At 56.1% G+C, this 14,314-nt stretch carries 10 protein-coding genes and 1 pseudogene; 8 read left to right on the top strand and 3 right to left on the bottom strand.

The window, feature by feature from the left end; genetic code table 11:
• Positions 1 to 27: 27 nt before the first annotated feature.
• Positions 28 to 1,350 (top strand): DUF2254 domain-containing protein, encoded by a 1,323-nt coding sequence (locus ACXAD0_RS08925; protein ID WP_475088029.1) that lies wholly within the window; start codon positions 28 to 30, stop codon positions 1,348 to 1,350.
• 47 nt (positions 1,351 to 1,397) lie between these two features.
• Here the strand turns inward: ACXAD0_RS08925 and ACXAD0_RS08920 are convergent, their stop codons facing one another.
• Positions 1,398 to 1,790, bottom strand: coding sequence for a DUF1622 domain-containing protein (locus tag ACXAD0_RS08920; protein ID WP_475088028.1), 393 nt, complete (start codon positions 1,788 to 1,790; stop codon positions 1,398 to 1,400).
• A 777-nt stretch (positions 1,791 to 2,567) separates the two neighbouring features.
• On the opposite strand from ACXAD0_RS08920, the gene bfr reads away from it, so the two are divergent.
• Complete coding sequence (gene bfr / locus ACXAD0_RS08915) at positions 2,568 to 3,047, top strand: bacterioferritin (RefSeq protein WP_475088027.1); 480 nt, start codon at positions 2,568 to 2,570, stop codon at positions 3,045 to 3,047.
• Between the two features lie 75 nt (positions 3,048 to 3,122).
• Here bfr and grxD read toward each other — a convergent pair whose 3' ends face one another.
• On the bottom strand, positions 3,123 to 3,452 hold the full coding sequence (gene grxD / locus ACXAD0_RS08910; RefSeq protein WP_475088026.1) for a Grx4 family monothiol glutaredoxin: 330 nt from the start codon (positions 3,450 to 3,452) through the stop codon (positions 3,123 to 3,125).
• Positions 3,453 to 3,685: 233 nt separating this feature from the next.
• Here grxD and ACXAD0_RS08905 point away from each other — a divergent pair, with 233 nt between their 5' ends.
• Complete coding sequence (locus tag ACXAD0_RS08905; RefSeq protein ID WP_475088025.1) at positions 3,686 to 4,870, top strand: acetylornithine/succinylornithine family transaminase; 1,185 nt, start codon at positions 3,686 to 3,688, stop codon at positions 4,868 to 4,870.
• A 35-nt stretch (positions 4,871 to 4,905) separates the two neighbouring features.
• Complete coding sequence (gene argF / locus ACXAD0_RS08900; RefSeq protein WP_475088024.1) at positions 4,906 to 5,820, top strand: ornithine carbamoyltransferase; 915 nt, start codon at positions 4,906 to 4,908, stop codon at positions 5,818 to 5,820.
• Positions 5,821 to 5,908: 88 nt separating this feature from the next.
• Here the strand turns inward: argF and ACXAD0_RS08895 are convergent, their stop codons facing one another.
• Positions 5,909 to 7,162, bottom strand: a complete 1,254-nt coding sequence (locus ACXAD0_RS08895; RefSeq protein ID WP_475088023.1) for an acetyltransferase domain-containing protein — start codon at positions 7,160 to 7,162, stop codon at positions 5,909 to 5,911.
• A 903-nt stretch (positions 7,163 to 8,065) separates the two neighbouring features.
• Here ACXAD0_RS08895 and ACXAD0_RS08890 point away from each other — a divergent pair.
• From ACXAD0_RS08890 to ACXAD0_RS08875, 4 genes and pseudogenes are all read left to right on the top strand, one after another.
• A pseudogene (locus ACXAD0_RS08890) lies at positions 8,066 to 11,004 on the top strand (ribonucleoside-diphosphate reductase subunit alpha).
• Between the two features lie 534 nt (positions 11,005 to 11,538).
• Entirely contained in the window at positions 11,539 to 12,825 is a 1,287-nt protein-coding gene (locus tag ACXAD0_RS08885; protein ID WP_475088022.1) for a ribonucleotide-diphosphate reductase subunit beta, read from the top strand.
• A 148-nt stretch (positions 12,826 to 12,973) separates the two neighbouring features.
• A complete protein-coding gene (locus tag ACXAD0_RS08880) occupies positions 12,974 to 13,366 on the top strand; it encodes a TIR domain-containing protein (protein WP_475088021.1) in 393 nt (130 codons plus the stop codon).
• Positions 13,367 to 13,378: 12 nt separating this feature from the next.
• Positions 13,379 to 14,257 (top strand): DUF4231 domain-containing protein, encoded by an 879-nt coding sequence (locus ACXAD0_RS08875; RefSeq protein WP_475088020.1) that lies wholly within the window; start codon positions 13,379 to 13,381, stop codon positions 14,255 to 14,257.
• Positions 14,258 to 14,314: the final 57 nt, after the last annotated feature.

Genomic DNA, 14,314 nt, shown 5'->3' with positions numbered 1-14,314 from the left:
GTGGCCATCCCCGTGACGCCCACCCCGATGAGACTTTTTCTCCAGCACCTGTCGGAAAAATTGCGCAGCAGCTTTTTCGCCATTCCCTCAGCGATGATCGTCCTGTCGATCCTGCTCGCTTTTGCCGTGCGCTTTCTGGAAAACCACTTTGATTTTGCCCGTCTCACCGGCTTGAGCTGGCTCGAGCTCAGCGACCCGGACAGCGCCCGGGTCATCCTCTCGACCATTGCCGGTGCCACCATCAGTGTTGCGGGCACCGTGTTTTCCATCACCGTCGTTGCCCTCACGCTCGCGTCCAACCAGTTCGGGCCGCGGGTCATGCGCAACTTTATCCGCGACCGTGGCACCCAGGCCACGCTGGGTATCTTTCTCGCTACCTTTGTCTATGCGCTGATGACCATGCGCAACATCGACACCATGGGTGACCAGCCCAGAAATCTGGAACTCTCCATCCACGTGGCCGTCGTGCTGGCACTGGTCAGTATCGGCTTTCTGGTGTTTTTCATTCACAACCTGGCCAAGACCATTCAGGTCGACAATATTGCCCATCAGATCTATCACGAGTTCTGTGGGTCAATCGAACGGCTCTACCCAGCCAAGCCCCGACAGGACCAGGCGAAGCGCTTTGAAGTGGATCGTCTGCAGCTCGGCAACGGCTGGCTCAAGGTGCCAGCCACCGCATCCGGATATGTGCAGACGATCAACCATAACCGGCTGATCGAACTTGCTGAGTCCCGCGCCTCCTGCATTGAAATCACCTGCCATCCAGGGCGGTTCGTACATCACTGGGGTGATATTGCGCGTGTATTCCAGCCACCGGACAGCCGAGCAGACATCGATGCGTTGATCGCCGGAATCCAATCGAGCATTACCCTCGGCTCGCTACCAACCCCCGAGCAGGATATTGTTTTCGCCCTCAGGCAATTGTCACAAATCACCGTGCGCGCCCTGTCGCCCGGGATCAATGATCCGTTCACTGCCTATGCCGGTGTCGACCGGTTGATTGAAGGTCTTGGTACCGTCGCCCTGCGCCCTGCGCCGCCCAACTGCTTTAGCAGCCACGACGGGCAGCTTCGGCTGATTACGGACACCATAGACTTCGATGAATTGCTCGCTGCGGCGCTGGATGAAATTTGCGAGCACGGGCGCTCCAACACCGTGTTTATGCGGCATCTGTTGCGCGCGCTACAACAACTCAGTTACCAGTGTTTGCGCGGGAAAGATCGGGATGCCCTGGGCGAGTATGTAGAAAAGATGCGTGCAGACAGTGAAGTGTTCTTGAAGAGCCCGCGCGAGCGAAAAGAAATCGCCGAGATCATCGATAACATTCATTCACCCCCATCAAACTAATCGCCCGCTCTCGCCCCCCTTGGCTACAGCCGCAGCTGCAACTACCGCTACCCACTTGCCTCCCCCTTAACTTGTTCAATTTCGCGGTTCAGGAAAAAGCCGATCACGGTACGGATTGTGACCAGTGCTGCGAGAAACCAAAGGTCTTCGAGCGTGTGGCTCACTACGGTATGCAGCAAGTCAGAAATAATCAGCAGCTCCAGGGCAAACACCAATTTGATGCCAAGATCGCAGCGTGCCACCTGTAGCGCCATCATACGATCAGCGTGGGATCCGCTCCGGGAAGCACGCACCACTTCATAAACCGCCACCACAAAGCCCCACACCATGATAAGGGAAGCGGTGGCCTCAATCACAAAGGCTGCGATCTGCAGAAAGGAATGGAAGTGTTGCTCCACTAAAACGCGCTCCCCAGAGTATCTGGTCTGCAACAGCAACAAGCCACTTCCAGACATGACAGTTCGCACAGCGCCGATTTTTACGACATTCACAGATGGGGCAGACCCACATCCACGCACTTCAAAATCTTGCGAACTTAAGTTTGGTAGCGACCGCCGAAGTGAAGCAGAAAATCAATGCAGTGTAGTCGATCCGCACCTACGCGAACGCATAAAAGAGGAATACAAGGGTTTCGTTGTACAGCAGCCTACGCTCGATGATAGATCGCTAGAAGCGACCTGATCGCGTGCGCGAACTTACGCGAAAACGGACGACAACCACAGAGGGTTTAACACGGCAAAAAGTGTCTCGAAGCATCGCGCTACGTCATGCCAGTTTCAATTGGCTCTCTCTCGAGCGCGTTTCTCTTTCTGTATCGATCTCTACCAATCCCGGTCCCTGAGCACGTTTCACGCAGAAAACCCATCGAGTTCGGTTCTCACCATTGCCTTGCTGCTATCTTACGTCCCCTGCTCATCCGTGCCCCCCCGCAATAAAATACCGGACAAAAATAGGAATCGTTTTCGTTTACCTTTACGGCTAAATTTGCTTTTAAGCCTTTATATATAGTCCCAGCGGAATTTAAGACTGAGCCTTGACTTGCCGCATTCTGCCCATCAAACTCGACCGCAATTCGCTCGGGGTCCGATGATTTTCACCAACGGAACACCTCGAACGGAAACCGGGACAATAAAATTGAGTTAGGGCTCACCCTGCCCCAAGCAAACGAGTGATCGCTTGAGCAGGAAGCCTGCAGGAAAAAACAAGGAGCTAACGCAATGAAAGGCGATCCCAAAGTTATCGAGTATTTGAACACGGCGCTGGGCAATGAGCTGATTGCGATCAACCAGTATTTCCTGCATTCACGCATGTTCAAAGACTGGGGCCTGAAAGAACTGGCCGACAAGGAATATCACGAATCGATCGACGAGATGAAACACGCCGATTGGCTGATCGAGCGCATCCTGTTCCTCGAGGGTATTCCCAACCTGCAGAAGCTCGGCAAGCTGATGATCGGTGAGAACACCAAGGAAATGCTCGAGTGTGACCTCAAGCTCGAGTCCAAGGCCATCCCCGATCTGCGCGACGGCATCGCCTACTGTGAATCCGTGCGCGACTTTGGCAGTCGTGAGCTGCTGCAGAAAATCCTCGATTCTGAAGAAGAGCACGTGGACTGGCTGGAGACCCAGCTAAGCCTGATCGACAAGGTCGGCCTGCAGAACTACCTGCAAACCCAGATGGAAAGTGCCTCCGAATAAGCACGCTTTCTTCGGGCACAAAAAAACCGCGGTCATTGCCGCGGTTTTTTTAATGGGCGCGGGTAAAGCCGGGCTTTATTCGCCAGACTCTTCCGGAGCCGCCTCGTCGATGAGGGTTTTCAGCTCACCGTTCTCGTACATCTCCATGATGATGTCACATCCACCCACCAGCTCACCTTTGACCCACAGCTGCGGGAAGGTCGGCCAATTGGCGTACTTGGGCAGCTCGGCGCGGATATCCGGGTTGGACAATACATCCACGTAAGCAAAGCGCTTGCCACAGGCCATCAGAGCCTGGGAGGCGCGCATGGAGAAACCACACTGCGGGGCGTTCGGGCTGCCCTTCATGTAAATCAGGATGGTGTTGTCAGCGATCTGCTGCTTGATGTTCTCCAGTGTATCCATAGGGAAAACGGACCTCAGGTTCTGCTCGAAGGGGTTTATGGAAACGCTCGCTCCATCGGCCAGATTAGCCTCCATCTGGCGAGCGGGCGCCATTGTACCCTATTTGAGCAGCGACCGGATATCCGCAGAATCTGCGGTTTTCACCCCTTTTTTACAAAGAGTCTGAAGCGTCACAATCGCTGTGCTAGTATTGCCGGCTTCCTATTTTTCAGCCAAAGCAAAGGAGAACTGACGTGGCTACCCCCGCACTGATGCAGAATTACGGCAACAGAACCCTGACCCTGGTCCGGGGCGAAGGCAACTATGTGTGGGACGATAGCGACCGACGATATTTCGATGCCATCTCCGGGATTGCCGTTTGCGGTCTTGGCCACTGCCACCCCGCTGTGACCACGGCGATCCAGGATCAGGCGCAGACGTTGCTGCACGTGTCCAACCTGTACAACATTCCGCCCCAGGAACAGCTGGCCGATAAGCTGGTGGCGGTTTCCGGCATGGACAATGTGTTCTTTTCCAATTCCGGTGCCGAGGCCAACGAAGCGGCAATCAAGCTGGCGCGTCGCCTCGGTCACGAGCGCGGTCTCGAGTGCCCGCGCATTGTGGTCATGGAAAATGCCTTCCACGGCCGTACCCTCGCCACCCTGACGGCAACCGGTAATAAGAAGGTACAGGAAGGTTTCGGCCCATTGCCAGAGGGGTTCCTGCGCGTACCCTTCAATGACGTCGCCGCGATTGAAGCACTGGCCGCACAGCACGACGATATTGTCGCGATCCTGGTGGAGCCGGTGCAGGGCGAAGGTGGCATTCGGGTGCCGGCGGCAGACTACCTGCAAAAGCTGCGCGGCCTGTGCGACCAGCACGACTGGCTGCTGATGCTGGACGAGATCCAGACCGGAAATGGCCGTACCGGCAAGTTCTTTGCCTATCAGCAAGCCGGCATCTTGCCGGACGTGGTCACCACCGCCAAAGGGCTCGGCAACGGCGTGCCCATCGGCGCCTGCCTGGCACGCGGCAAAGCCGCCAGCCTGTTTGGTGCCGGCAGCCACGGTTCCACATTTGGCGGTAACCCGCTCGCGTGTCGCGCTGGGGTCGCGGTACTCGATACCCTGGAAAACGACGGCCTGCTGGCCCGCGCAGAATCTCTGGGCCAGGCCTTCCTGCAGGGCTTCACCCAGGCACTGGGGAGCGACAGCGCAGTAAAAGAGATCCGCGTATGCGGCCTGATGGTTGGCATCGAACTGGACCGCCCCTGTGCAGAACTGGTAGAACAGGCGCGCGCCCGTGACTTGCTGATCAACGTCACCGCGGGCAATGTGGTGCGACTGCTGCCCCCGCTGACCACCAGCGATGCAGAGTGCGCCATGCTGATCGATACCGTCAGCGACCTGATTCAACAATTCGTGCGGCAAGCCGCCTGATTGCGATACGCCAGACTTTCTATAAGGAGTACAAGATGGCTACCAGACACTTTCTCACCCTGCTGGACCTGAGCAAGGAAGAACTGCGCGGTGTTATCGAGCGCGCAATCGAGCTGAAAGCACTGCGCGAACAGGGCATCGCCACCGAGCCCTTCCGCGACAAGGTGCTGGGGATGATTTTCGAAAAGTCCTCTACCCGCACCCGCGTTTCCTTCGAGGCCGGTATGGCACAGATGGGCGGCAGCGCCCTGTTCCTGTCCCCGCGCGATACCCAGCTCGGCCGCGGCGAGCCGATTGAAGACAGTGCACGGGTCATCTCGCGCATGGTCGATATGGTGATGATCCGTACCTTTGGCCACAACGTGCTGGAGCGCTTTGCGGCCTATTCCCGGGTACCGGTGATCAATGCGCTGTCAGACAGCTACCACCCCTGCCAGCTGCTGGCGGATATCCAGACGTATGTGGAGCACCGTGGCAGCCCCGAAGGCAAAACCGTGGCCTGGGTCGGAGACGGCAACAATATGTGTCACTCCTACATTAATGCTGCGCTGCAGTGCGACTTTGAACTGCGCATCGCCTGCCCCGAGGGCTACGACCCGGATGCCGCCATTCTGGAAAAGGCCCGTGACCGTGTCACCGTCGTACGCACCCCAGCCGAAGCCGTGCGCGGCGCCGACTGGGTGGCGACAGATGTGTGGGCTTCCATGGGCCAGGAGACCGAACAGACCGAACGCCTGCGCGCCTTCGAGGGCTATCTGGTGGATCACGAGTTGATGAGCCAGGCCAACAGCGATGCCATCTTTATGCACTGCCTGCCGGCACACCGTGGCGAAGAAGTGAGCGGTGAATTGCTCGAAGACGAAAAAATCTCTGTGGTGTGGGACGAAGCGGAAAACCGCCTGCACGCCCAGAAAGCGCTAATGGAGTTCCTGCAGGAGCAAAGCAATTAACCCCTGCAGTTAACCCGTCACTGCCCAACGCATACTTGCAGTTCGATGTCAGGTCCCGGCCAACGCCGGGACCTGACTTTGCCTTCCATCACAGATAGCTCAGCCACCAGTCCTTGCGTCGTGCCTTGACCGCCGCCAGCCAGTAGCAGAATGGGTACAGAGCTACGAGCACACCCAGCCAGATCAGGTAGACCGCGGGCAAGGGCAATCCGTACCCCTGTGGAAACGTCCACCATCCTCCGATCGTGGCCTGCCAGCCAAGCCCCTGCCACTGTGCGACCAGAAGCGCCAGTAGGTGAGCGACATAGATGTGCAAAATATAGAACGCAAAAGGTACCCGACCGAAGGTATTCACGATCTCAACGATGGGACCCCGGATGCGCTCAGACCACGCCAGAAGAACCAGCCCCGGCCCCAGGGTCATCAATAGAAAGAGCAGAGAGGGTGGGTACTTTTCCACATTAAAGAATGAGGAGAGGGTCAGGCCCAGAGTTTCCTGTTCAGCCCAGGGCTTTGGATCCCCGTAGCCGTTGAGCCCACGCAAAACCAGGAAGGCAGCGATGGCACACCCGCCCCACGTCAACAGCAGGCGCCGGCGGTAGTCACCCGGCGCACGGTAGAGATCCGCGAGCAGATAACCGAGGGGCATCACCGCCAGCCACGGCAAAACAGGATAAACCACCATCATCGGTACACCGCCCAACAGGGTGAAGCCGGGCTCATGCAAGGCATACCAGGGCGGAGGCACCGCTCCCGGAGATACAGGGAAGCGCCCATCAAGCAGGTTGTGTCCCGCGATCAGCAACAGGCACATCAACAGAAGATAGGACTTTCGCATATGAACGAAGGCCGCCATCGTAATCATGCAAAAGCCGATCATCGACAGCGTGGTGAGCACCAAAGCGTATCCCTGCGGCTGAACGAACGCCCAGCCGAACGACATCACCGTCTGCTCAATAAAAATCAACCACAGCCCGCGAGTAAACAGAAAGACACTGAGTTCCTTTGGCGATCGACTTGCACGCATAAAGCCGGCGCTCATGCCAGCGAGCAGCACAAACAAGGGCGCGCAGAAGTGCGTGATCCAGCGGGTGAAAAAGTAAGCAGGCGAACTCTCACTCAGGTCTTCCGGGGCAAAGCGCGCGGACGTCAGATAGTCCCGCACATGGTCCAGTGCCATCACTACCATCACCAGCCCCCGGGCAAAGTCGACCGAAGCCAGCCGCCCGGCACGCGTTTGCAGCTGGCTGTCTGCAGCGGCCTCGGGCGCATTGACTACATCAGGTGAGGGAATGGCGGTGGTGGCGGAGGTTTGGGTACTGCCCTGCATTTGGGTCTGCATTTTCGAACCCTCTCTGTGCTTTGGCGTTATTGTTATCATCTGCCCGTCACACAGCCCGGACAATATCGATGCACGGCGACTCCGGGGACTGACCCCCGGCACCACAGCATCAATCAGGACCGGCGTAAACGCAATAACGGCCCATTACAGCACCAGTGAGTCTGTCCGAGCAGCCTGGAAGAGTGAAGAATGCTGAGCAAAAAACCACCAGCTGGCATGCTAATCAACGTCCGGTTAAAAAAAGATCACTCCGCGCTTTTCGCGCCTCTGGCGTACCAAATTGCTTAAAGGTTAGACAGCGCGCAACGGTTATTGCCAAGGTTAATTTGCCCCCTCTTCACTATTAAAAAAAATTCTTAAAATTTCCGCGCCACGCAACCTGCTGTACATCAAATCGCCACCCCAAGGAACCACGGGCGCTGGCGCCCGGAAATCTCCCCAATTCCACCGCCTACTCACAAATTATCCACAACTAGTCACAGAGTTATCCGCCTTGAAATACCCCCCTCACCGCATTATCTTGTTGCGCAGTCGAGAGGCGACCCCAAGATGTTGGGTTTACCCGGTAAACACCCCCTAGACCCGAATGGGCCGATGGGGACAACTTCGGAAAGCTTCCGACGCCGCGCACGGCTGCGCTGATGTCATCCACAGAAGTGGCGACAACACACAACAAAGCAGCGGGCGCCATTGATCCGGTACACACCCGATCAAGAGCAAACCAGATGTACCCAGCGGAACGGAATGTCCGCAACAGGCCAGCTGGAAACAGACAACGGCCTGTCCCCTGCCCCGGCACTTTGCCATTGGGGGGGCGTGGGGGAAACGACGGACCCGTTACGCATGCCCACTTTCTGTACCGGGCATTTGCGAAAACTACAGTGAAAAACTTGCGGAGAATTTATGCACACAGAGACAGGGCGCTCTAAGGCTGTGCCTGCAGAAAAACAGGGCACCATTGGGGAAAAAGCCGACGGCGGTACCGCACTCGCAGCAACTGCACCGGGCCAGATTCGCGTCATCAAGCGTAACGGCACCGTTGTACCTTACGATGACAACAAGATCTCTGTCGCTGTCACCAAGGCGTTCCTCGCCGTTGAAGGTGGCACCGCTGCGGCATCTGGCCGCGTACACGAGCAAGTAGAAGAACTGGTCGCACAGATCAGCGCTACCTTTACCCGTCGCATGCCTTCCGGTGGCACCATCCACATCGAAGAAATCCAGGACCAGGTCGAACTGGCCCTGATGCGTTCCGGTGAACACAAAATTGCCCGCGACTACGTTCTGTACCGCGAAGAGCACGCGCGTCTGCGTGCTGAGAAAGAACAGCAGGCCGAAGCTGCCCCGGTTGCCGACGCGCACCCGAGCATTCGCGTCAAACGCGAAGACGGCACCCTGGTCCCGCTGGATATGGAGCGCCTGCGCACCATCGTTGCGGAAGCCTGTGAAGGCCTCACCGATGTAGACGGCGACATCATCCTCGACGAAGCGCTGAAGAACCTGTACGACGGTGTTTCCGAGATCGACATCAACACCGCGCTGGTGATTACCGCGCGTACCCTGGTTGAGCGCGAGCCGAACTACACCTTCGCCACCGCCTTCCTGCTGCTGGACAAACTGCGTTCCGAAGCCCTGCGTTTCCTCGAGGTTGCCGACACCGCAACCCAGAAAGAAATGGAAACCCTGTACCCGAAGGCCCTGGAAGCCTACGTGGCCAAGGGTATCGAGCTGGAACTGCTCGACCCGGCCCTGGCTACCTTTGACCTTGCCCGCCTGGGCGCGGCCATCAAGCCGGAGTGTGATCACCAGTTCACTTACCTCGGCCTGCAGACCCTGTACGACCGTTACTTCATCCACAGTGATGAAATCCGTTTCGAACTGCCGCAGATCTTCTTTATGCGTGTGGCCATGGGCCTCGCCATCAACGAAGACGACCCGGATGCCCGTGCGATCGAGTTCTACAACCTGCTGAGCTCCTTCGACTACATGAGCTCCACCCCGACTCTGTTCAATGCCGGCACCCTGCGCCCGCAGCTGTCCTCCTGCTACCTGACCACGGTACCGGACGACCTGCACGGCATTTACGGTGCAATCCAGGACAACGCCATGCTGTCCAAGTGGGCCGGTGGCCTGGGTAACGACTGGACCCCGGTGCGCTCGCTGGGCTCTTACATCAAGGGCACCAACGGCAAATCCCAGGGTGTTGTGCCCTTCCTGAAAGTGGCCAACGACACCGCCGTTGCCGTAACCAGGGTGGCAAGCGTAAGGGCGCCGTGTGTGCGTACCTCGAAACCTGGCACCTGGATATCGAGGAATTCCTCGAGCTGCGCAAGAACACCGGTGACGACCGCCGTCGTACCCATGACATGAACACCGCCAACTGGGTACCGGACCTGTTCATGAAGCGCGTGTTCGAAGACCAGGAGTGGACCCTGTTCTCCCCGGCCGATTGCCCGGACCTGCACGACCTGTTCGGCACCGCGTTTGAAGAGCGTTACAACCACTACGAACAGCTGGCTGCCGAAGGCAAGCTGAAGCTGCACAAGAAAGTGCGTGCGGTAGACCTGTGGCGCAAGATGCTGGGCATGCTGTTTGAAACCGGCCATCCGTGGATCACCTTCAAGGACGCGTGTAACCTGCGCAGCCCGCAGCAACACGCCGGTGTAGTACACAGCTCCAACCTGTGCACCGAGATCACCCTGAACACCAAGGCCGATGAAGAGATTGCCGTATGTAACCTGGGCTCCGTCAACTTGGCGCAGCACATTGGTGAAGACGGCCAGCTCGACCGCGCCAAGCTGTCCGGCACCGTAGAAACTGCTGTGCGCATGCTCGATAACGTGATCGATATTAACTACTACTCCGTCGATACCGCGCGCCAGTCCAACATGCGTCACCGCCCGGTGGGCCTGGGCCTGATGGGCTTCCAGGATGCGCTGTACAAGGCCGGTATCTCCTACGCCAGTGACGAAGCACTGCAGTTTGCCGACATCACCATGGAAGCGATCAGCTACGAAGCCATCTCTGCTTCTGCTGACCTGGCAGCCGAGCGTGGCAAATACCAGAGCTACGAAGGCTCCCTGTGGAGCCAGGGCATCCTGCCGCTGGATTCCATCCAGCGTCTTGCCGAAAACCGCGGCCAGCAGTTTATCGAGCAGGACACCAGCAGCACCCTCGACTGGGACAGCTTGCGCAGCAAGGTGAAGACCCAGGGCATGCGTAACTCCAACGTGATGGCAATCGCACCGACTGCGACCATTGCCAACATCACCGGTGTTTCCCAGTCCATCGAGCCCACGTACCAGAACCTGTACGTGAAATCGAACCTGTCCGGCGAGTTCACCGTGGTGAACCCGTACATGGTCCACGACCTGAAGGATCGCGGCCTGTGGGACAAGGTGATGGTCAACGACCTGAAATACTACGAAGGCTCTGTACAGAAGATCGACCGTATCCCGGAAGACCTGAAAGCCAAGTACGCCACCGCGTTTGAGGTGGAACCGCGCTGGATTGTGGACGCCGCCAGCCGTCGCCAGAAATGGATCGACCAGGCCCAGTCCCTGAACCTGTACATTGCCGGCGCCGACGGCCGCAAGCTGGACCTCACCTACCGTATGGCGTGGTACCGCGGCCTGAAGACCACTTACTACTTGCGCGCACTGGCTGCCACCAGCACGGAGAAATCCACCGTGAACACTGGCAACCTGAACGCGGTAAGCGCAAATGGCGCAGGCAACGGTGCCGCCGCAGCCCCGGCTGCTGCACCCGCTGCCGAACCGCAAGCCGCACCGGTGCCCCAGGCCTGCTCCCTGGACGATCCGGATTGCGAAGCGTGTCAGTAATAAGCACGCAATACGAAGTAGTCAGTAAAGAGTTAGTGAAATCGTAGCGAGCGGACGCCGCAAGGCGCACGCTCGGCAGATTTCAAAAGTCTCTCGGGGGAGAGTGTCGTAACTGTAAAAGCAGCCAAGACCATCCGCACCGACCCCGGTCCACCGCACACCTTGTGATGATTCACAGGCGTGTGAGGCAAAAAACAAAACGGACCGGGGCTCGGGTGCGCACTCACCCCCTGCCCCAACCGGTGAAAAACCGGTTGCAGTAAACCGACAAGGCAAGGCCGATAAAAGAAGCCGATGAAAAGGCTACTTAAATGGCCGCTTGAGAAGTCACAAGCACCTTGCCACTTGATCTGGCGCAGTAACTGCAGCGTCTTTATAGGCGACACTGGTCAAGCGACACTGAACGGGCAATAAAGAGAGCGTGTTGAACCGTCGCATGCGACAGCCAACACAAAACCAATACCAAACGCGAACACACACAGTCGCCAAAAGAACACCAACAAGAAACACAAAGGCGGAGTAAAAGGTCACAATATGCTGAGCTGGGACGAATTCGAACAACCGTCACAAGAATCCAAGAAGGCTTTCAATGCAAAGCCTGAGGCTACCGAACCGCAACCGGCGCCGGCTGCGCAATCAGGGGTTTCCGAACCTGCTACCAACTACGGTGCTCCTGAAAGTGCGCCGGCGTCGCCTGCGGCCCAACAATCTCCAGCTGCGGCGGCATCTGATGCCGTAGCCGCTGCCCGGGCCGCCGTTACCAACCTCGACCCCGCTCCGGGCCTCGAGGAACTGGACATGGGCGCTGCCCGTATCCAGGTAGACGAAAAGCGCATCATCAACTGCCGTGCAGACCTCAACCAGCTGGTACCGTTCAAGTACGACTGGGCCTGGCAGAAATACCTCGACGGCTGTGCCAACCACTGGATGCCGCAGGAAGTCAACATGAACAAAGACGTGTCCATGTGGAAAGACCCCGAGGGTCTGACCGAGGACGAGCGTCGCATCGTGGAATACTCCCTGGGCTACTTCTCCACCGCAGACTCCCTGGTGGCGAACAACCTGGTACTGGCCATCTACCGCCACATCACCAACCCGGAGTGCCGCCAGTACATCCTGCGCCAGTCCTTCGAGGAAGCCATCCACACCCACGCCTACCAGTACTGCGTAGAGTCCCTGGGTATGGACGAAGGTGAAGTGTTCAACATGTACCGCGAAGTCCCGAGTGTTGCCAAGAAGGCCGCCTGGAGCCTCGCGCACACCGGCTCTATCAGCGACCCGGACTTCAAGACCGGCACCCCGGAAGCCGACCAGGAACTGCTGCGCAACCTGATCGCCTTCTACGCCGTGACCGAAGGTATCTTCTTCTACTGTGGCTTTACCCAGATCCTGTCCATGGGCCGCCGCAACAAGATGACCGGCGTTGCCGAGCAGTTCCAGTACATCCTGCGTGACGAGTCCATGCACCTGAACTTCGGCATCGACGTGATCAACCAGATCAAGCTGGAAAACCCGCACCTGTGGACCGAAGCATTCCAGCAGGAAGTGACCCAGATGATCCTGGAAGGTATGGAACTCGAAGTGGCCTACGCCCGCGACACCATGCCCCGCGGCGTACTGGGCATGAATGCCAACATGATGGAAGAGTACCTGCACTTCATCGCGAACCGCCGCCTGAGCCAGCTGGGCCTCAAAGAGCAGTTCCCGGGTGCACAGAACCCCTTCCCCTGGATGTCCGAAATCATGGACCTGCGCAAAGAGAAGAACTTCTTCGAAACGCGCGTCATCGAATACCAGACAGGTGGCGCCCTGCAGTGGTAAACCACTAAACAACCAAGCTGTAGTTAAGGAACAACTACAAGAAGTAGTCGCTCACAGGAAGAGAAGTAATTAAGCGGGCGTAATGCCCGCTTTTTTTATTGTGATAAAAATACGGATGTCCGAACAGGCAAGAAAGGAATACTACTAGATGCCAAATGTAGCTTTTTTTAGCTTTAAAGAAGATGATCGTGGTCTAGTCCTCACAATTAAGGGCCGCGCTATAAATTCAAGATACTCCCCATTGAATTTCAGGGTACATGATCTCCTGAAACGATGGGAAACAGATGATAGCGCAGTTATCAAGCAAGCAATTTCAAAGAAAATTTTTGGCACCTCTAGAACAATAGTCTTTGTCGGAAATAATACCTGGAAAAGCTATTGGGTACCTCTCGAAGCGGAAATGACTCTAGCCAAAGGAAAACCAGTTCATGCTATTCGACTAAATGGCTCGAGTGGAAAAATACCGACTTGTCTATTAAAACACAGGATAAAGGTCCACCCATGGAGCGAACAACGCCTACAAGCACTAGCCACAAAATGAGACCTATCGACAGTGGAAAAGAATGATTATCCTAGCCTCTATCGATCGGCAGATAGCGCCTCGATAGAGGCGCAAAGCTCCTATCTATTAATAACCCGGCTTCACATATTGACCCTCATAATAGGCGCAGCACTTACGATCAACCCAGAACCAAGCACAACATACTCTTTAGTTAACGCCTTAGTGTTCTTAATCGCTCTAGGAGTTTCAATCTTAATCGCCGTACTCGCTTTCGAGCGATCTTGGTACAGCGCTCGTGCCGTCGCAGAATCAGTTAAAACCGCGACTTGGAGGTATATGATGAAAGCTGACCCCTTTTTGGACTCACAGTCTATTCGGATTGCAAACCAGGATTTTCGGCGTCTACTAAAAGAAATACTCCAATCCAACAACCAAATAGGAGATTTTTTAAGCGGCCAAGACTGCACTCACGATCAAATTACAGAATTCATGTCAAAAATTAGAGAATCATCTCTTAAGGAACGGAAAAATTTTTACGCTGAAAATCGTATTTCCGAACAACGATCCTGGTATTCCAAAAAATCAGAAAGATTTAGGAGAAAGAATAGGCAACTATTTTTTTTACTCATAACCTTACAAGCCTTAGCCGTAACCTGCGTATTGCTTAAAATCGAGTTCACAAATTGGGCATACTGGCCTACAGATGTACTCCTAGTTTCAGCAGCAGGAGTGACCACATGGATACAACTGAAACGCTACAAAGAACTCTCTGCTGCATATGCACTAACCGCACACGAAATTGGAATTATTGCAGGACAGATACATGAATCAGACAATGACACCAACTTTTCTGATTTTGTTCGAGATACTGAAAATGCATTTTCCAGAGAACACACCCAATGGATCGCAAAGATTGAGAGAAGCATCTAACTCACGCAGTCAATTAAAATTAAATAAAATTTAAAAAAACTAACTCAGTAAAAAACA

This window comes from Microbulbifer sp. ABF4_148 (assembly GCF_056158985.1).
This window is presented reverse-complemented; position numbering and strand designations above follow the sequence as displayed.

Excerpts from the sequence above, each read along its gene's own strand:
- argF (WP_475088024.1), top strand. The coding sequence starts at position 4,906 with ATGGCTACCAGACACTTTCTCACCCTGCTGGACCTGAGCAAGGAAGAA.
- ACXAD0_RS08895 (WP_475088023.1), bottom strand. The coding sequence starts at position 7,162 with ATGCAGACCCAAATGCAGGGCAGTACCCAAACCTCCGCCACCACCGCC.
- ACXAD0_RS08885 (WP_475088022.1), top strand. The coding sequence starts at position 11,539 with ATGCTGAGCTGGGACGAATTCGAACAACCGTCACAAGAATCCAAGAAG.
- bfr (WP_475088027.1), top strand. The coding sequence starts at position 2,568 with ATGAAAGGCGATCCCAAAGTTATCGAGTATTTGAACACGGCGCTGGGC.
- ACXAD0_RS08880 (WP_475088021.1), top strand. The coding sequence starts at position 12,974 with ATGCCAAATGTAGCTTTTTTTAGCTTTAAAGAAGATGATCGTGGTCTA.
- grxD (WP_475088026.1), bottom strand. The coding sequence starts at position 3,452 with ATGGATACACTGGAGAACATCAAGCAGCAGATCGCTGACAACACCATC.
- ACXAD0_RS08925 (WP_475088029.1), top strand. The coding sequence starts at position 28 with ATGAGACTTTTTCTCCAGCACCTGTCGGAAAAATTGCGCAGCAGCTTT.